This window comes from Bacillus cereus group sp. MG16 (genome assembly GCF_040459875.1).
GTDB classification, from domain to species: domain Bacteria; phylum Bacillota; class Bacilli; order Bacillales; family Bacillaceae_G; genus Bacillus_A; species Bacillus_A paranthracis.
Genome location: NZ_JARVHE010000001.1, coordinates 791,107 through 808,342, shown reverse-complemented (window position 1 = coordinate 808,342; position 17,236 = coordinate 791,107). Strand labels below are relative to the sequence as shown.

The window sequence follows — 17,236 nt, the reverse complement described above, 5'->3', positions numbered from 1 at the left end:
GCTCGGGATTTTTTCCGAGCGTTTTTTAATATTTTAATAAGTCTTTCGCCACATCTTCTGGCACTTTAAAACTCATTTTCTTATTTTTCATTTCAACTTCAACATAAGGGACATCTTTATATACTGTCATCGTACCAATTTCATGTAACTCCTTTTTATCTTTACTCGACTCCGATAATTTTGTTGTATCCTCTTGGTACATTTTAAATGTTTTCCCTTGCGGAGTATCTAAAGGAGCCGACTGCATTTCCCACTTATCCATTTTCATGACTTCAAACAGCTTTTCAATTTCTTTCTTATTGGTAATTACTTTCTTCTCACTGGAATCAGTAAGTGATTCAATTTCAACTTTTTGCGCCTTTTCTAAGTTCATATCTACTTTTTCCTTCTTCATACTACATCCTAGTAAAAGAACGGATGCGGTTAGCAGAAGTACAAATAACATAAGGACTTTTTTCATTACTAATCCTCCTAACTACATAGACCTACTTTTCTCGCTTTTTGTTTGCTGAAAGTGAAAATAATACAAAAGTACCAATGCAATAGTACCTATTAATATTGGCACATATAATGGCAAATCCCATTTCATATATACTCTAGTGCAACCAACAAGCACAAATAATATTTCTAAACAAAACAAAGGTTTTACATATTTCATTTCTTCCCTACCATTTCTATTTTCACATGTGGATTTTCTTTTTCTACAAGTGATAAAAACTGCTTCATATGTTGCGGCATCGCAAGCAGGTGTACTTTATATGAATTCGTCGTAATTTCAAGTGATTTCCCAACTTGACGAATGATTCTTATCTCTTTCAATACGATATCGTCATTTAAAATACCGTACTTTAATACACCATTTTCTACTTTATGCTTTTTAATAAATACTTCCCAAACGAGCGGGACATTTACAATGAAACATAATCCCATCCCAATTAACGCTGACATCCACTGCTCTTTATTTGCGACAATCATGACGAGTGGATACACAAACATAAAAGCTAACGTGAGACAAACGAAAAATATTACTGATTTACTTCTTTGAATCGGAAAGTTCATACACGCACCCCCTAACCTGAATTATACCACTTTTTCCATTTTAGTTCATAAAAAAAGGCCATTTCTACATGACCTTCTTAAACAATATATCTATAAAATTTCTTATCCACCTGCAACACTGGAAAACTTTTTGGCAACTCATCTATACTCACACTTTCAAAACCATTCTTTTCATAAAAGCGATGCGCCGCTAAAAATTTCACTGTCGTTCCTAAGTAAATATCCTTCAGCTTTTTATTCTCAGCCCACGAAATTGCTGTTTGGAGCAACTTATGTGATGCACCCCACTCTTTTCCGCGAAATTCTTTTTTTACGAACATTTTTCTTAACGCTACTTGATGATTCCCAATATCTAATAAAGCTACTGTTCCAACTACTTTACCATCATAAATTGCTACCCAAAAGTTGCCATGATTCCTTTGATAAAATGTTTCTATTTCAAGCAGGTCCGGCTGCTCTTCTTTCGTAATGGGGACATTGTACTCTTTTTGCTGAATATGAACGATAAGATCTACTACTTCATCTTGAAACGTACTTTCATACGGAATAATGCGTATCTTCTCGTTCATCGAATCTCCTTCCACTCTGAAGCTAGTAAACTATATACTGCGAGATCATGAAAATGATCGTATAACCATTCTTCATCTCTTAAAACACCATCTAACTTAAACCCTAAACGTTCTGGAATAGCGCGACTTTTCACATTTTCAACACCGCATCTAATTTCCATTTTATTTAATTTTAAATTCTCAAATGCATAGTGAAGTACAGCCTTCACGCTACGCGTCATAATACCTTTCCCGCCAGCATCTTCTGCCAGATAGTAACCGAGACTTGCCGCTTTCTTCCCCCAGCTCACTGGATGAATACCTACCATCCCAACGAGCTTTCCTTTATAACGTATACCACTTTCAAAACCGTCTCCCTCTGCAAACTTCTTTAACCACATCGGACAAATCTCATTATAAACATCAGCAGATTTCGTCCCATCTACCCAAGGAAGCCATCTTCTTAAATGATTGCGGTTTTGATTTATTAATTGATATAGTTCCTCTTTATGATGCTTCTCTAATAATTGTAATTCGATTTCGTCGTCTACCCGGAGTGTGAACATGTTTTTTAGCTCCCTTTTTATTTTTCTTATTATTCTAACATTTATAAATAAAAAATGTTAAATATTCACACTTTCTTTTGATTTTATTTGTATAAAACCTGATGAACACAATACTCCCGTAATAACCAATATCATCCCTATACATTGTGCGGGTGCTATATTTACTCCCTCTACAAAAGAAATAATCATTGTAACTACAGGCACTAGATTAAAAAATAAAGATGTCCTTGCTGCACCAATTTGAGCAATTCCATTATTCCACCATAAGTAACCAAGCACACTCATTCCAATTGCCATAAAGAGAATCGCTCCCCATGCCAACAAAGGAATTTCTAAAACTGGTACTATACTTTTTTGTGTAGAAGATATGATAATAAAGGCAAGTGCACCAATAGTCATCGTATATGTCGTCGTTTGTATTGGATTACCAGTTTTAATAAACCTTCTGCCTAGCACACCGTATAACGCCCAGCAAATATTCCCTAATAAAATATAAAAATCCCCTTTTGAAAATGATAAATTTTGTAGTGCGGTAAACGAGCCTTGTGTAAGCACAAAAACAACACCAAGTAGTGCAAGTAACATTCCAATACCTTGGCGCTTCACTATTTTCTCTCGTAAAATGACACTTGCTAATAACGTTGTAACGAGCGGATTTGTTGCCATAATAAGTGCACCATTAATAGCTTCTGTATGTTTCATTCCTAAAAAGAAAAAGAAGTTAAAGCCGAATACACCAACAATACCTAACAAAAAGTAATAGACCCTATTCTGCATCCATACCTCTACCTCAAAATCTTTTCGTATTTTTAACAGACATAACATCATAAATGCAGCAATCCCAAAACGCCATGCCGCTATATGAATCGCTTCGAAATACTGCACCGCATATTTCGAAGCATTAAATGTCCCACCAGTAAATATTGCAAATCCTAATAACTGCGCATATACTTTATTTTTCATTGTCGGCCTCCAAGTCTTTTCCTCCTAGAAAACCGTAATAAACTTCTAACTTTTCTTCTGTTAGTTGGACAACCTTTTGCAATTGTTCTTGCTGTTCTTTTAACCTTTCTAAGTGATTTGTCAAAATTGAAATTCTCTTTTTTACTTTCGCTGGTACTTCCTCTTTCCTCTGCCTAATTTCCTCTATAATGCATCCATCACTTGCAAACTCAGCCATCTCTTCTAATGACATTCCAGTTTGTTTTAATGAACATAAAAATTTTAATAGGCGCACATCACCTTCTGTATATTGACGAATCCCGCTATTTCGCGTTGGTGGTGGTAATAATCCTAATTTCTCATAGTAACGCAAAGTATGAATACCCATCCCTGTTAATTCTGCTACTTCACCGATTTTATACATGTTTTCTCCCCCTTGTTTTACATATTCATCTTACAACCTAGAGTTAGCTCTAGGTCAATACAGAAATAAAAATCAAACACAACAAAAAAGACGCATAGCTAAGCTATACGTCTTTTCTATTATTTCTCTGCAACTTGAACTTCTTTTACGTAAGCTGCTTCGAATTTTTGGATGTCTCCTGCGCCCATGAAAATGAGAACGCCGTTTTTATGTTTCTTTAATACATCCGTTGTTGTATCTGTAATTAATTCTGCACCGTCAATACGCTTTTGCAGATCTTCAATTGTTAATTCGCCTTTGTTTTCGCGCGCTGATCCGAAAATATCACATAAGTATACTTGGTCAGCTTTGCTTAAGCTTTCAGCGAACTCATCTAAGAACTTTTCTGTACGTGAGAATGTGTGCGGCTGGAATACAGCGACAATTTCACGCTCTGGATGTTTTTGACGAGCTGCTTCAATCGTTGCATTAATTTCTGTCGGATGGTGTGCGTAGTCATCAATAATAACTTGCTCTCCCATCGGCTTCTCATTAAAGCGACGTTTTACGCCTTCAAAAGTTGTTAACTGATGCTTAACTGCTTCTACATCAACATTTTCATAATGGCAAAGCGCGATTACTGCTAATGCATTTAATACGCTGTGATTGCCGTATCCTGTAATTTTGAACGTGTCATAGTACGTATTACGAACGAATACATCGAAAATAGTACCATCTGTTCTCTTTTGAATGTTACGTGCTTGGAAATCATTATCTTCTCCAAATCCATAGAAAATAACAGGTACTTTCGCTTGAATTTTTTGAAGTTCTTCATCATCTCCACATGCAATAATGCCTTTTTTCACTTGCAATGCCATCTCTTGGAATGCACTGAATACATCATTGATATCTGTGAAATAATCTGGATGATCAAAATCAATGTTTGTCATAATCGCATAGTCTGGATTGTAAGACAAGAAATGACGACGATACTCACAAGCTTCAAATACAAAATACTTACTATTTTCTACCCCATGCCCTGTTCCATCTCCAATAAGGTAAGATGTAGGGTGTGCACCTTGCATTACATGGGCTAACAAACCAGTTGTTGATGTTTTTCCATGTGCACCAGTTACAGCAACACTTGTGTATTGGTTCATAAGGTCACCTAAGAAGTGATGGTAACGATGTACTGGGATGTTTAATTCTTTTGCTGCTACGATTTCTTCATGCGTATCAGGAAATGCATTTCCTGCAATAATCACTTGTCCTTCTTTTACATTACTTTTATCAAAAGGAAGAATCGAGATACTACGCTTTTCCAACGCTGTTTGTGTAAAGAAACGCTTTTCATAATCAGACCCTTGAACAGTATGCTTCATGTCATGAAGAATTTGCGCTAATGAACTCATTCCTGTTCCTTTAATTCCTACAAAATGGTAAACTGTCATCTTAAAGAACCTCCAACATTTCGAACTAATACAACGGCCTATCTATAAGACAGTATATGAATCTTTTCTTATTTTGGTAATCATCATACATTTTTGATGTAGTGAAGTTATTCTTCCCTTCACTTATCAGGATAAACTCGTACGTACTTCTTTTTTATGTCCATAACAAATCCATTATAGCAAAAAAGAAGCCGCTATACTATGATAACAGAAAAACTGATAGGGTCAATCACCTATCAGTTTTTCTCTCTTTTACATATCTTCTCTTTTTTCTAATTGAACACGCTCTAGACGTGGGTTTGGACGATATTTGCGACCAGCTTTCGCCTCTGGTTTTCCATTTAATTCTACGTTATCACCAGTAAAGCCAATATTCATTTTTAATAAGCTACTTCCTACTCCGTATATATCAACAGGTACGTTTTGAGCTTCAAATTCACGAATACGTTTCTCATCAAATCCACCAGTTACAACGATGTCTACATGCTGGAATCCTTCTTCATCAAGTGCTTTACGAAGTGCGAATACAAGCGATGGGTTTACACCACGTGGATCGAATGTTCCAAGTACTTCCGGGTGGCGAATGAAGTATTGATCAATCATCGTGCGGGACGTATCTACACGTACACCTTTTAATGTTGAACCAAATTCACGCGCTACGCGAAGTGCATCTGTAATGACATCATTATTGTAATCAATTAATACAACTAATTCATCTTCTGGGAATTTTTTATGATATGCTTTTGCCGCTTCCACAACATCACCATTAAACATTTGAATTAATGCGTGAGGCATTGTCCCCATACCACTTTTGCCCCACCATTCATTCATTGCATGCGTCGCTTGTGCGCTCATACCTCCGATGTATGCTGCATAACCGTCACCAGCTTGTTGTGTATAATGATCATCACGGTCTCCCATGAAAATAACTGGTTTTTCTTTATCTACGCTACGCGCAGCTTGGACAACGTTATATACGTTTGTCGCAACCGATGTACGACGAGCTAAAATCCCATCAATGACACCTTCTAAAAATCCGAAATTTTCATAAGGACCATGAATTGTTAACACTGTTTCAAATGGACTAATTTTATCGCCATCTTTTAAAGAGTTAATCTCAAGTTCCTCTGGATTTTTAGCAAATGTTTGTAGCAATGCAATTACTTCATCCGTTCCGCAAAGAACTGCATTTTCCTTTTGGAAAAATTGCATCGTTACAACACTTTTCGGGCGAAATTCTTCGATGATTTCTCTAGTCTTTAAAAAGTAAACGGCAGAGAACCAACCTTCTCCAACGCGTTCGTCAAATTTAAATGTTTTATTTGTTAGTCTATTTATTTCACCTTTTAATTTTAATTCAATTTCTTTCATGTCGCTTTACTCCCTACTTTACTATCCAACATTTTCTCTTAGTATACAGCAAAACCGTTTACTATACATTTGTTTCCTGCATAGCAGCGAATTCATCCTCAGAAATAAGGACATCTCTTGGCTTCGTTCCTCTTGCTTCAGAAATAATCCCTTGCGATTCCATCTCTTCAATGAGACGTGCCGCGCGATTATAACCGATGCGGAATTTTCGCTGTACAGAAGATGTGGACGCTCCCCCTTGTTCTACAACAAATTGACATGCTTCAAAGAACAATTCGTCTTCCGACTCGGCCTGTTCGGTTTTCGCTAATAAATCCTCTTGCTTAAATAAGTAATTCGGCTTCATTTGCTTTTTCACATGATCAACTGTCTTTTCAATCTCATCATCCGATACATATACACCTTGTACACGAACTGGCTTAGATGTACCGTTCCCTAAGAATAACATATCACCACGGCCAAGTAATTTCTCCGCGCCCCCAATATCAATAATCGTACGCGAATCAACTTGAGATGATACAGTAAACGCAATACGCGTTGGAATGTTTGACTTAATTAAACCTGTAATAACATCTACAGATGGACGCTGCGTCGCTACTAATAAATGAATACCACAAGCACGTGCTTTTTGCGCAATACGGCAAATTGCTTCCTCAACATCACCAGGTGCTACCATCATTAAGTCGGCTAACTCGTCAATGACAATAACGATATAAGGTAATGTCTCTCCCGGAATTTCTCGCCCACTTACAATCGTATTGTAGCGAGTTAAATCACGAGCACCTGCGTGCGCAAACAATTCATAACGGCGCTCCATTTCCTCAACTGCCCATTTTAATGCAGCTGTCGCTGCTTTTACATCCGTAATAACAGGTGCTACAAGATGCGGAACAGAATTGTATGGTGCAAGCTCAACCATCTTCGGATCAATTAACATTAACTTCACTTCATGTGGTTTCGCTTTATATAAAATGCTCGTTAAAATGGCGTTAATACACACACTTTTACCAGAACCCGTTGCACCCGCAATAAGTCCGTGTGGCATTTTTCGAATATCCGTTACAATTGGATCGCCTGAAATATCAAGTCCAAGTGCAACCGTAAGCGGTGATTCACTCTTTGTAAACACAGGACTTCTTAAAATTTCACGAAGAAATACTGGCTTACTTTCTTTATTTGGAACTTCAATTCCAATCGCACTCTTTCCTGGAATCGGCGCTTCAATCCGAATATCTTTTGCCGCTAAACTTAGCTTAATATCATCACTTAAGTTTGTAATTTTATTTACTTTTACACCTGGGTCTGGCTGTACTTCAAAACGAGTTACTGCCGGACCTTGCGATACATTTATAACATGTGCGCCAACGTGGAAATTATTAAACGTTGTATCTAATAATTCTTTCTGTTCTTCCAACCATTCCGTATTATCTAACGCTGCTTGCTGCGGAATCGATAGTAATGTTAATGATGGAATCGTATACGTCGGTGGCGTTTGCAATACATTGCGCACATCATTCTCTCTTTGATTTACAACATATGCTTTCTCTTCTACTTCCGTACTTGAAATTGGCTTTTGTACTTGCTCTGCCACTACTTGTTGTACTGGTTTTTCTTCCACTTGTGGTTCTACTACTACTTGTTGCATTGGTTTTTCTTCCACTTGTGGTTTTTCTTCCACTTGTGGTTCTACTACTACTTGTTGCATTGGTCTTTCTTCCACTTGTGGTTCTACCACTACTTGCTGCATTGGGTTTTCTTCCACTTGTGGTTCTACCACTACTTGCTGCATTGGGTTTTCTTCCACTTGTGGTTCTACTACCACTTGCTGCACTGGTTTTTCTTCCACTTGTGGTTCTACCACTACTTGCTGCATTGGGTTTTCTTCTACTTGATGTACAGACTTATTCTCTACTCGTTCACTCATAGAAGGTTGCATTGCATTTGTTCTAGCCGCATGTCTTTCCATTAATCGCGTTCTGTCTTGTTTCAACATAACAACATTAAATGGTACGTGACGCTTTTTCTCACGTTTTGGTTCTTCTTTTTGTACAACTGGTTGTTCTTCTACAATCGGTGCTTCTTCTACAACTGATTGTTCTTCTGCGACCGGTGCTTCCTCTACAACTGGCTGCTCTTCTACAATCGGTGTTTCTTCTACAACTAATTGTTCTTCTGTAATTAAAACATCCGCAAAGCTTTGAACATCTTTTTTCGTTTGTTCATCAGCCTCAGCAACATGTATGAATTCATTCTTTTGTTCAATTGCTTCATTTAACACCATTTCTTGTTGCATTTCCTCAAGTGCTACAGGTTCGGCTTCTTCTGGTGCTTTTGTTTCCGCAATTACTTCCACTTCTTCTGACTCTTCTGTTTCTGCAATTACTTCCACTTCTTCTGGTTCTTCTGCTTCTGCAATTACTTCTACTTCTTCTGGCTCTTCAGCTTCCGCAATTACTTCTACTTCTTCTGACTCTTCTGTTTCTGCAATTACTTCCACTTCTTCTGGTTCTTCTGCTTCTGCAATTACTTCTACTTCTTCTGGCTCTTCAGCTTCCGCAATTACTTCTACTTCTTCTGACTCTTCTGTTTCTGCAATTACTTCCACTTCTTCTGACTCTTCTGTTTCTGCAATTACTTCTACTTCTTCTAACTCTTCTGCTTCCGCAATTACTTCTACTTCTTCTGGCTCTTCTGCTTCCGCAATTACTTCCACTTCTTCTAACTCTTCTGCTTCCGCAATTACTTCTACTTCTTCTGGCTCTTCTGTTTCCGCAATTACTTCCACTTCTTCTGACTCTTCTGTTTCTGCAATTACTTCCACTTCTTCTGGTTCTTCTGCTTCTGCAATTACTTCTACTTCTTCTGGCTCTTCAGCTTCCGCAATTACTTCCACTTCTTCTGACTCTCCTGTTTCTGCAATTACTTCTACTTCTTCTGGCTCTTCAGCTTCCGCAATTACTTCCACTTCTTCTGACTCTTTTGTTTCTGCAATTACTTCTACTTCTTCTGCTTCCGCAATTACTTCTACTTCTTCTGACTCTTCTGTTTCTGCAATTACTTCTACTTCTTCTGGTATTTCTACAACAATTGTTTCTTCAAGTTTTTCTTCTGCTTTGACAATCACTGATTCTTCTGGTGCTTGTTTTTCTACTTCAATAGTAGGTTGTTCTATTTCTGTACTACGTTTAATTTCTTCTGATAATATTGTATCCTCGTGCTCTACTTTAGAATCTACTAATTCCTCTTGTAGAATGTTTTTGTCCACTACATCACTTTCTTGCTTCGCACCTTCCATGCGCTCAGCAATTGTTTCATGAAGTAATTCAGCCGCTGGAACTTCCTGCGGTGCACTCATTTCTTGAACCACTTCTTTTTCTTCTACTATAGGCTCTTGGCGTTCGATTTCATAACCGTTTTTCTCTAGCCATTGATCAACAACTGACTTTTCTTCCTTTTTACTCTCTTCATATTGTTGCTCTCCTTGCTCGTTAGCAGCTCTATGACTAGAAGAAGTCGGTGCTTGTCCTTCTGAGAAATCAGATAATGTATATCCTTTTTTCTCTAACCATGCATCAACGACTGATTTGCCCTCTACAGATATTTCAAGGTCTTCTCTTTCCTTTACTTCCTCCTGCTTTTCTTCCTTTTTCTCTACTGAAGGACGATTATATCCGTAAATTGGCGAAATCATTTCTGTTGGACGAAATGGTCTACGGTTACTTTCTTGCGCTGGTACAGATGCTTTCTTTACGACAGGTTCTCGCTCCGGTTCATATTGCATTTCCGGTTCTTCATATGTAGAAACTACCTTCTCTACATACTGTCGTCTGCTTCTTTCCACTTTGATTCCTCTTTGAATAGGCTCATTTTCATATGTTACAGCTTGAACAGGTTGTTCTTCAAAACGCCCTGTTTCTATAACAACCTCTTCATCGAACCCATTATCCGGTACTAATGGAAAACGGCATTTACCTGCATTCCTACTTGCCATTTGTGCTTCTCTTGCTTCAGTGTAGTGGTTTACACGAGGAATTTTCGGCTGACTTTCAACTTGCTTTGGTACTTCTTTATTCATCGCTGTTTGTTCTTCCTCTTTGTTAAACAGCTTTTTCATCCAATCTAACATGCTTACCACTCTTTCTACTAAATAGTAACATCCTTTATTGTATCAGCATTCGGCAAAAAGTGCAGGTAAAATTAAGCATGTCATATTTATCCATAATATTCTAATTTACGATTGTTTCATATAGAAAAACGCACCCTTACATGTAAGACTGCGTTTAAGCTTTACTCTTCCAATATTCATCTACACTATCCGTTACACTTTGCACCGGTCTCAAAGTTTTTATAATTGTTTTATAATCTCATCCATATTTCCAATATGAACGGGTTGCCACGCTTCTGTACCACGCTCTGCAGTATAAACGAAATACGCATCATCAGACACATTTACGAAAACTGGGTCCCCCATATCTGTTTCATATCCGATAACAATCCATTCTTCTTTCCATTTTCCGTTTTCTTCACTTATTAATGAATTTTTATGTTTATCATATCGATAGCCGATTTGTCCTTTTTCTAATTCAATTTCACTAAACAAATAGATTTCATAAGAACCTAACTCGATATCTTGCTGTTTTGAAGTTTCAATTCGTTTCAGAAGTTCTGCGATTTTTGGTTGTTGTTTCATACGTCTATCCCCTTCTTTTTTCTAAATTTTAACTAGTTTGTTTATAAAATACAATATAGATTCAAAGAAAAAAGGTGACATCCTTATAATATGAACGATTTTTTGAATATATCTGTCACAACTCGCAATATATTAACGATTCAATAGAAAACATAGATTACCCGGCGCAAAATGAAAATAAAGAAAAGAGAGGCTATCCAAAAAGGACAACCTCTCTTTTCTTATATCAATTAAAATTTAAACTCTTGTCCAACTTCAAAGCTATCTTCTAATACAAGAATACCTTTTTCTTGTGGAGCATCTGGAAGCTCTAATTCACGTGCTGAACAAATCATTCCAGCAGAAGGAACTCCGCGAAGCTCAGCTGGCTTAATTAACATACCGCTTGGCATTACAGCGCCGATTTTTGCAACGACAACTTTTTGTCCTGCATCAACGTTTGGTGCGCCACATACAATTTGTAATGTTTCTGTACCGATTTCTACTTTACAGATGTTTAGCTTATCGGCATTTGGATGTTTCTCTTTTTCAGCTACATAGCCTACAACAAATTTCGGAGAAAGATCTGCTTCTACTGTTTCTTCAAAGCCGTTCTTCGCTAAAATTTCGTTGATTTTTTCTACAAGCTCTTTCGTTAATGTAAGGTTACCTGTTTCTTTTACTTCTAAGTAAGAAGATGCATTAAAGATGTTGAATCCTGCTGTTTCGTTGCTTTCACGGTCATATACGCGTGCAACATCTCCTTTGCGATCAAAAGTACGGTTCTCTAAAGTAATATCTTGTAAGGCAACAATTAGAGTGTCACCAATTCCTTCAAGGTTGTAAAAAACGTTCACTTCGTTCATCCTTTCTCTTTTCCATCTGTCTTCTTCCGATTCTTCGCTAAAATGAAGATTGGTTCAAAGTCCCCATCTTCATATACGAATGAAAGTGATGTAATCGGAACATGCCCTTCGGCAAAAAATTTCATTGTCATTTGTGCAATAATATCATAACCGATTTCGTTGACGATATCAGCAATAATTAATACATCTTGGTGAGGAACAGCAACAACCATGTCACCAGAAATCTTTTCACGCATCGATTGTAGTAACGATTCGTTTAAAATACGAGTGGCATCATACCCATCATTTGTGTTTAAAAAGTAGAATGTATTACCTGCTACTGTGTCTTGTTTAAATTCATAACCTAATGAGCGAGCGTTGAATAATGCCATTTCACGTACTTGTTGCTCTGTAAGCCCTAATTTTTGTAATAAACGCTCGTCAATGAGACGATATGTTTTATTCGAATCTAGCGCATAGTAAATACGTGTTTCCGCCGTATGATCCGTCATAATAAACGGATTTCCTTCTTCTGCTTGTTTCGGGAAAGAAGTAGAACGAATAACAGGTAAAATTTTCGCCGCGCTATTTTCTTCCTTATGCATCGCAATTAACGCTTCTTGTACGTAGTAGGCAACCTCTTCAATCGCCTTTTCTTTATTCACTTCCCATTTTGCTACAACTCCTGGAAGCGATACGTTAATACCTTTTTTTGAGTCTTTCTGTTCTATACGTAGAACTTCTTTCTCACTATCATACTGAAAGTCCCATTCCGGGCGAGATAATCTCTTCATTAACTCGTCTTTCATCTTTTTACTTGTCATCTTCATCTCTTTTTCCTCCCTTCCAAAAAAATAACCTCCCCCGCGAAGGTAGAGGTTGTTTTACAATTCAATTGGCAAATTGCCTTATTTTAAACCTTCAATGAACTCTTCGATTTGTTCTTGTGTTTTACGATCTTTGTTTACATAGCGACCTGTTTCTTCACCTTTATTGTACGCTACAAAGCTCGGAATGCCAAATACGTCTAATTTTACGCATAGATCAATAAACTCATCACGATCTACATAGTAAAATGAGAAATCACTATATTTCTCTTCTACTTCTGGCATAAATGGATCTACGAAGCGGCAGTCTGGACACCATTCTGCTGAGAACATAAAGATTACATTCTCTTCATTTTTTAACTCTTGGAATTGCTCCATGCTTTCTAATGATTTCATCTATATTTCCTCCTCTAACGAGTGCATTTTTTCATGTTATAATCTTTCTTTTATACTACCATACATCGCGCACGGTGCAAGGTTTATGCTTGCTTTTCATCATACTTATATTGCCCAACAAGTAACTTAACAACGTGTACAAATAATTCCGTACGGTCCACATAATCATCCGTAAAAATACCGATAGCACCTTCATGACTACGAATATCTTTTCTCTGTACAAACTCTTCCATCACTTCACTTAACTCCTTACCACCTTCAAGAGGTGCTAAAAAATCATCTGGTAACGTAATACGTGCCCCGCCAGCAACGAATGTTTTACCATCACTTGTTGCTAGCGCGCCCCAATTACACATAAATAAACCGTGCTCTGTTTTCATTACGCCGCCTTCTAGTCCAATGCCAATTTGAGCTTCCCCTTCCTCTAGCGCTCGCTTCGCTCTATTGATCGCTCCTTGCATCGTCTCTTCATCCGAAAACGGTTGTGCTGCTACTCCTGAAGGAACAGAAAGTGATGTAATTGTAGCATCTTTCCAAACCTTCTCCACAGCTCCAACCTTCGTTTTATTCTTCGATCCAACTACTACTTTCATTTCATTCACCTCTATAAAAATTTATCATTTTCCCTTAATCAAATTGTTCTTTATACACGGGAGCACGGCCACCACACATCGCTTGTTTGTCTCTTCACTCTGAAAAAGAAGAGTTTTTCTCACAACATTGCGGACCTCGAACCCAAAAGCAACCTTACTCTCACTTCCTACCCGGGGTTTTAATCCCCGTACGAGAATCAATTAAGCACTGACCGCTACCATATATCGCTCGAGCATCTATTCAATCCAAAAAAAGAAAGGCTCTTCAGCCCTTCTTCTCTACGCGTTATTCTTAATTGTCTCTAACGTCGTTTTATCCGTTGCTCTTACAAGCTTCGTAATTAACTCTTTTGCTGCCGCATAGTCATCAACATGTAAAATAGAAGCATGTGTATGAATGTAACGTGCGCAAACACCGATCACTGCTGATGGGATACCTGAGTTACTTGTATGTACACGGCCCGCATCTGTACCACCTTGCGAAATAAAGTATTGGTACGGAATGTTATGTGTTTCTGCTGTATCTAAAATGAATTCGCGCATTCCTCTATGCGTTACCATCGTACGGTCATAAATACGAAGAAGAGCACCTTTTCCTAATTGACCGAACTGTGTTTTATCACCAGATGCGTCGTTGGCTGGACTTGCATCAAGCGCATAGAAAATATCTGGTTGAATCATATTTGCAGCAGTTTGAGCACCGCGAAGACCAACTTCTTCTTGTACAGTCGCACCAGAGTACAATGTGTTTGGTAATGTTTCGTCTTTTAATTCTTTTAGTAATTCGATTGCAAGGCCACATCCATAACGGTTGTCCCAAGCTTTCGCCATAATTTTCTTTTCGTTTGCCATCGGCGTAAACGGGCAGATTGGCACGATTTGTTGTCCTGGTTTTACACCAATCTCAATCGCATCTTCATAGCTATCTGCGCCTATATCAATTAACATATTTTTTATATCCATCGGTTTTGCACGTTGCGCGTCACTTAATAAATGAGGAGGAATAGAACCAACAACCCCAATAACAGGGCCATTCTTCGTCATAACTTGAACGCGCTGAGCTAATAGTACTTGGCTCCACCAGCCGCCTAAAGGCTGAAAACGAAGCATTCCGTTTTTCGTAATTTGCGTAACCATGAAACCTACTTCATCCATATGACCTGCTACAAGAACACGCGGGCCAGTTTCGTCCCCTTTTTTCAGCCCAAATACGCTACCTAAACCGTCTTGTACAATTTCATCTGCATATTTGCTTAATTCTTGCTTCATAAAACGGCGTACATCATGTTCGAAACCTGATGCACCTTGTAATTCTGTTAACGTACGAAATAATTGTAATGTCTCTTTATTCACGAAGTCCCCTTCTTTCAAACCTTAGTAGAATACCTCTTTTATTGTAACGAAATTTTCGAAATGTTTCTAGTTTCTTCTTTTTTAGCTGTATTTGCTTTATAATTATTATCGGTACACTATTTTTATTTTATAGAATTGAGGTGAATATATGAGCTGGAAAGGTTTAGTAGCAGGTCTTGGCGTTGGGTTCGCAGCTGGTTATTTCGTTGCAAACAAAGTACAAGAACAATCCCATATTTCTTCAGAAAAAGCATTGAAAATGGTAAAACAAGCATTAAGTCATAAAGGTGAAATTACTGGCTCTTGGGTACATATTGTTCCAGAGACATTTGAAAAATATGATGTCGCGTATGAAGTATATCGCGGCGGTCTTACAACGATGTTAAATGATATACAAGAACGATTTGAATTTTTAGTTGATGCTAAAACAGGTACTGTTTTAGAGGTTATAGCAGCATAAACAGGAGGGTTCCCATTAGGTGAACCTCTTATTTTTTAATTGCAGATAGTGATTGAAATTATATCGGCGTTTTTTCGAATATATCGGCGATTTCCCAATTATATCGACTTACCGACAAAAAACGCCAACAAAAAGGAGACTGCTCCAGCAGACTGCTGGAACACCCTCCCATTTTTATGCTTCTATACCCGTTTTCCGTTCTATTTTTTCTACGATATGACCTTCCTCATTCCACTTTACTGCGCGATAATACGCGTCATGATAAAAAGTAAACCAAGCATCCTTTTCAGCTCCATACTTCATCCACTTTTGCTTATTTTCAATCGATGTCATCGGATAATCATCATAAGCCATGACCCATAATACATTTTGATGGGCGTGCGTCGGCAATAGGTCTGCTAAATGCAGCATCGTTTCCCCTTTGCTTTCTAAAGCGATCACTGCGTGTCCGTCACTATGGCCGCCCGTATGCGCCATTTTTATTTCATCCGTAATTTCTATTTCTTGCTGAAACGTAATAACTTGGTCTACAATTGGCTCCCAATTTTCCTTCCAATATGTATTACGGGATCTAATATTTGGATTTCTCATTTCATTCCACTCTGTTTCACTTACGTAAACTTTCGCATTTGGAAAAGTTGGTACAAGTTGATCACCTTCCCATTTCGTTAAACCAGATGCATGATCAAAGTGAAGGTGCGTCATTAAAACGTAATGAATATCTTCAGGCTTTAGTCCCAGCTTTTCTAAAGAATTCGCAACTGACGACTCTTCCGTTACACCTTGATTCCGCTTCATCTTTTCATTCAATTTACCATTCCCTATACCAGAATCAATGAGCATGTTGCCATCTTTCGTTTGTAAAAGTAACGGATCTGTTCGTAAATAAATATGATTTGTATCATTATGTTTATATTTACGTGACCAAAGTACTTTCGGTACAACGCCAAACATTGCTCCTCCATCTAAATGTGTGTTCCCACCTTTTAGCCACGTCACTTTTATATCTCCAATTTGTAACTGTTCCATTTTTCATCCCCCTTTTCTTACAATACTAACATAAAATTCTGATTATTTTAGACACAAAAAAACCTATGCATTACTGCATAGGCTCTGTACGATATTTTGCTTCTACTCGGTAAATGCGATGACCTTTACTAGAGAATTTCTCTTCGTACTCAGTCATAATGTTACCTTCAAAGTCGCTGTTATGAAGATCTAAGCTTAAGTAAGTTAGTAAAATACCATACTCCGCCATACTCATAAGAGAATATTCAAATAAACCTTGGTTATCTGTTTTGAAATGAATTTCTCCGCCTTCTACTAACACTTCTTCATAATTGCGTAAAAACGTTTTGTACGTTAAACGACGCTTCGTATGACGTTTCTTTGGCCATGGATCTGAGAAGTTTAAATACACGCGATCAATCTCACCTTTTGCAAAGAAAACTGTTAAATCTTCAGCATCTTTATTAATTAACTTTAAGTTCGGTAATTCTTCTTCAATTAATTTATCAAGTGCATCTACAACAACACTTGTGAATTTTTCAATTCCAATATAATTAATATGTGGATTGGCTTTTGCCATATCATACATAAAGCGGCCACGACCTGTACCTACTTCGATGTGAATGGGTTGCTCATTTCCAAATACTTCTTTCCAGTTACCAGCGCGCTCCTCTGGGTTTCCGATTACGATATGTGAATACTCATTAATTCGATCCATTGCATATGGTTTATGTCTTAAACGCAT

At 37.7% G+C, this 17,236-nt stretch carries 19 protein-coding genes; 1 reads left to right on the top strand and 18 read right to left on the bottom strand.

Annotated features, from left to right (window positions below; translation table 11 throughout):
• Positions 1-25 precede the first annotated feature (25 nt).
• From QCI73_RS04155 to QCI73_RS04080, 16 genes are all read right to left on the bottom strand, one after another.
• On the bottom strand, positions 26-460 hold the full coding sequence (locus tag QCI73_RS04155; protein ID WP_262724622.1) for a hypothetical protein: 435 nt from the start codon (positions 458-460) through the stop codon (positions 26-28).
• A gap of 15 nt (positions 461-475) precedes the next feature.
• The gene (locus tag QCI73_RS04150; protein WP_262724623.1) at positions 476-658 is read right to left on the bottom strand and encodes a hypothetical protein; all 183 of its coding nucleotides are present in this window, start codon (positions 656-658) and stop codon (positions 476-478) included.
• Entirely contained in the window at positions 655-1,059 is a 405-nt protein-coding gene (locus QCI73_RS04145) for a PH domain-containing protein (protein ID WP_262724624.1), read from the bottom strand. Before QCI73_RS04145 ends, QCI73_RS04150 begins: the two co-directional genes overlap by 4 nt.
• A gap of 77 nt (positions 1,060-1,136) precedes the next feature.
• A complete protein-coding gene (locus tag QCI73_RS04140) occupies positions 1,137-1,628 on the bottom strand; it encodes a GNAT family N-acetyltransferase (RefSeq protein WP_001003140.1) in 492 nt (163 codons plus the stop codon).
• A complete protein-coding gene (locus QCI73_RS04135) occupies positions 1,625-2,173 on the bottom strand; it encodes a GNAT family N-acetyltransferase (protein WP_193655428.1) in 549 nt (182 codons plus the stop codon). The genes QCI73_RS04140 and QCI73_RS04135 overlap by 4 nt, the downstream gene beginning before the upstream one ends.
• 57 nt (positions 2,174-2,230) lie before the next feature.
• Positions 2,231-3,136: a DMT family transporter gene (locus QCI73_RS04130; protein ID WP_086386070.1), complete on the bottom strand. Its 906-nt coding sequence runs from the start codon at positions 3,134-3,136 to the stop codon at positions 2,231-2,233.
• Positions 3,126-3,539 (bottom strand): MerR family transcriptional regulator, encoded by a 414-nt coding sequence (locus QCI73_RS04125; protein ID WP_353822551.1) that lies wholly within the window; start codon positions 3,537-3,539, stop codon positions 3,126-3,128. The genes QCI73_RS04130 and QCI73_RS04125 overlap by 11 nt, the downstream gene beginning before the upstream one ends.
• 119 nt (positions 3,540-3,658) lie before the next feature.
• A complete protein-coding gene (gene murC, locus QCI73_RS04120) occupies positions 3,659-4,969 on the bottom strand; it encodes a UDP-N-acetylmuramate--L-alanine ligase (RefSeq protein WP_000219470.1) in 1,311 nt (436 codons plus the stop codon).
• Between the two features lie 252 nt (positions 4,970-5,221).
• Entirely contained in the window at positions 5,222-6,340 is a 1,119-nt protein-coding gene (locus QCI73_RS04115) for a nicotinate phosphoribosyltransferase (RefSeq protein WP_000658369.1), read from the bottom strand.
• A 61-nt stretch (positions 6,341-6,401) separates the two neighbouring features.
• Positions 6,402-10,466: a DNA translocase FtsK gene (locus tag QCI73_RS04110; RefSeq protein ID WP_353822550.1), complete on the bottom strand. Its 4,065-nt coding sequence runs from the start codon at positions 10,464-10,466 to the stop codon at positions 6,402-6,404.
• A 219-nt stretch (positions 10,467-10,685) separates the two neighbouring features.
• The gene (locus QCI73_RS04105) at positions 10,686-11,030 is read right to left on the bottom strand and encodes a hypothetical protein (RefSeq protein WP_000813326.1); all 345 of its coding nucleotides are present in this window, start codon (positions 11,028-11,030) and stop codon (positions 10,686-10,688) included.
• A 230-nt stretch (positions 11,031-11,260) separates the two neighbouring features.
• Complete coding sequence (ytpR, locus tag QCI73_RS04100) at positions 11,261-11,875, bottom strand: YtpR family tRNA-binding protein (protein WP_001006759.1); 615 nt, start codon at positions 11,873-11,875, stop codon at positions 11,261-11,263.
• Positions 11,872-12,684: a DUF1444 domain-containing protein gene (locus QCI73_RS04095; RefSeq protein ID WP_000784613.1), complete on the bottom strand. Its 813-nt coding sequence runs from the start codon at positions 12,682-12,684 to the stop codon at positions 11,872-11,874. The genes ytpR and QCI73_RS04095 overlap by 4 nt, the downstream gene beginning before the upstream one ends.
• Positions 12,685-12,762: 78 nt before the next feature.
• Positions 12,763-13,077 (bottom strand): thioredoxin family protein, encoded by a 315-nt coding sequence (locus tag QCI73_RS04090; protein ID WP_000838188.1) that lies wholly within the window; start codon positions 13,075-13,077, stop codon positions 12,763-12,765.
• 83 nt (positions 13,078-13,160) lie between these two features.
• The gene (locus QCI73_RS04085) at positions 13,161-13,670 is read right to left on the bottom strand and encodes a DUF84 family protein (protein ID WP_257811208.1); all 510 of its coding nucleotides are present in this window, start codon (positions 13,668-13,670) and stop codon (positions 13,161-13,163) included.
• 279 nt (positions 13,671-13,949) lie between these two features.
• Positions 13,950-15,023, bottom strand: coding sequence for a M42 family metallopeptidase (locus tag QCI73_RS04080; protein WP_001031510.1), 1,074 nt, complete (start codon positions 15,021-15,023; stop codon positions 13,950-13,952).
• 148 nt (positions 15,024-15,171) lie between these two features.
• Here QCI73_RS04080 and QCI73_RS04075 point away from each other — a divergent pair, with 148 nt between their 5' ends.
• Entirely contained in the window at positions 15,172-15,483 is a 312-nt protein-coding gene (locus tag QCI73_RS04075) for a PepSY domain-containing protein (protein WP_353822549.1), read from the top strand.
• 174 nt (positions 15,484-15,657) lie between these two features.
• Here QCI73_RS04075 and QCI73_RS04070 read toward each other — a convergent pair whose 3' ends face one another.
• Entirely contained in the window at positions 15,658-16,512 is an 855-nt protein-coding gene (locus tag QCI73_RS04070) for a YtnP family quorum-quenching lactonase (protein WP_262724629.1), read from the bottom strand.
• Positions 16,513-16,582: 70 nt separating this feature from the next.
• Complete coding sequence (trmB, locus tag QCI73_RS04065; RefSeq protein WP_353822548.1) at positions 16,583-17,236, bottom strand: tRNA (guanosine(46)-N7)-methyltransferase TrmB; 654 nt, start codon at positions 17,234-17,236, stop codon at positions 16,583-16,585.

Coding starts and splice junctions, on each gene's coding strand:
- QCI73_RS04145 (WP_262724624.1), bottom strand. CDS start 1,059: ATGAACTTTCCGATTCAAAGAAGTAAATCAGTAATATTTTTCGTTTGT.
- trmB (WP_353822548.1), bottom strand. CDS start 17,236: ATGCGTTTAAGACATAAACCATATGCAATGGATCGAATTAATGAGTAT.
- QCI73_RS04090 (WP_000838188.1), bottom strand. CDS start 13,077: ATGAAATCATTAGAAAGCATGGAGCAATTCCAAGAGTTAAAAAATGAA.
- QCI73_RS04135 (WP_193655428.1), bottom strand. CDS start 2,173: ATGTTCACACTCCGGGTAGACGACGAAATCGAATTACAATTATTAGAG.
- QCI73_RS04125 (WP_353822551.1), bottom strand. CDS start 3,539: ATGTATAAAATCGGTGAAGTAGCAGAATTAACAGGGATGGGTATTCAT.
- QCI73_RS04130 (WP_086386070.1), bottom strand. CDS start 3,136: ATGAAAAATAAAGTATATGCGCAGTTATTAGGATTTGCAATATTTACT.
- QCI73_RS04105 (WP_000813326.1), bottom strand. CDS start 11,030: ATGAAACAACAACCAAAAATCGCAGAACTTCTGAAACGAATTGAAACT.
- ytpR (WP_001006759.1), bottom strand. CDS start 11,875: ATGAACGAAGTGAACGTTTTTTACAACCTTGAAGGAATTGGTGACACT.
- QCI73_RS04155 (WP_262724622.1), bottom strand. CDS start 460: ATGAAAAAAGTCCTTATGTTATTTGTACTTCTGCTAACCGCATCCGTT.
- QCI73_RS04075 (WP_353822549.1), top strand. CDS start 15,172: ATGAGCTGGAAAGGTTTAGTAGCAGGTCTTGGCGTTGGGTTCGCAGCT.
- QCI73_RS04140 (WP_001003140.1), bottom strand. CDS start 1,628: ATGAACGAGAAGATACGCATTATTCCGTATGAAAGTACGTTTCAAGAT.
- murC (WP_000219470.1), bottom strand. CDS start 4,969: ATGACAGTTTACCATTTTGTAGGAATTAAAGGAACAGGAATGAGTTCA.
- QCI73_RS04095 (WP_000784613.1), bottom strand. CDS start 12,684: ATGAAGATGACAAGTAAAAAGATGAAAGACGAGTTAATGAAGAGATTA.
- QCI73_RS04115 (WP_000658369.1), bottom strand. CDS start 6,340: ATGAAAGAAATTGAATTAAAATTAAAAGGTGAAATAAATAGACTAACA.
- QCI73_RS04085 (WP_257811208.1), bottom strand. CDS start 13,670: ATGAAAGTAGTAGTTGGATCGAAGAATAAAACGAAGGTTGGAGCTGTG.
- QCI73_RS04110 (WP_353822550.1), bottom strand. CDS start 10,466: ATGTTAGATTGGATGAAAAAGCTGTTTAACAAAGAGGAAGAACAAACA.
- QCI73_RS04150 (WP_262724623.1), bottom strand. CDS start 658: ATGAAATATGTAAAACCTTTGTTTTGTTTAGAAATATTATTTGTGCTT.
- QCI73_RS04070 (WP_262724629.1), bottom strand. CDS start 16,512: ATGGAACAGTTACAAATTGGAGATATAAAAGTGACGTGGCTAAAAGGT.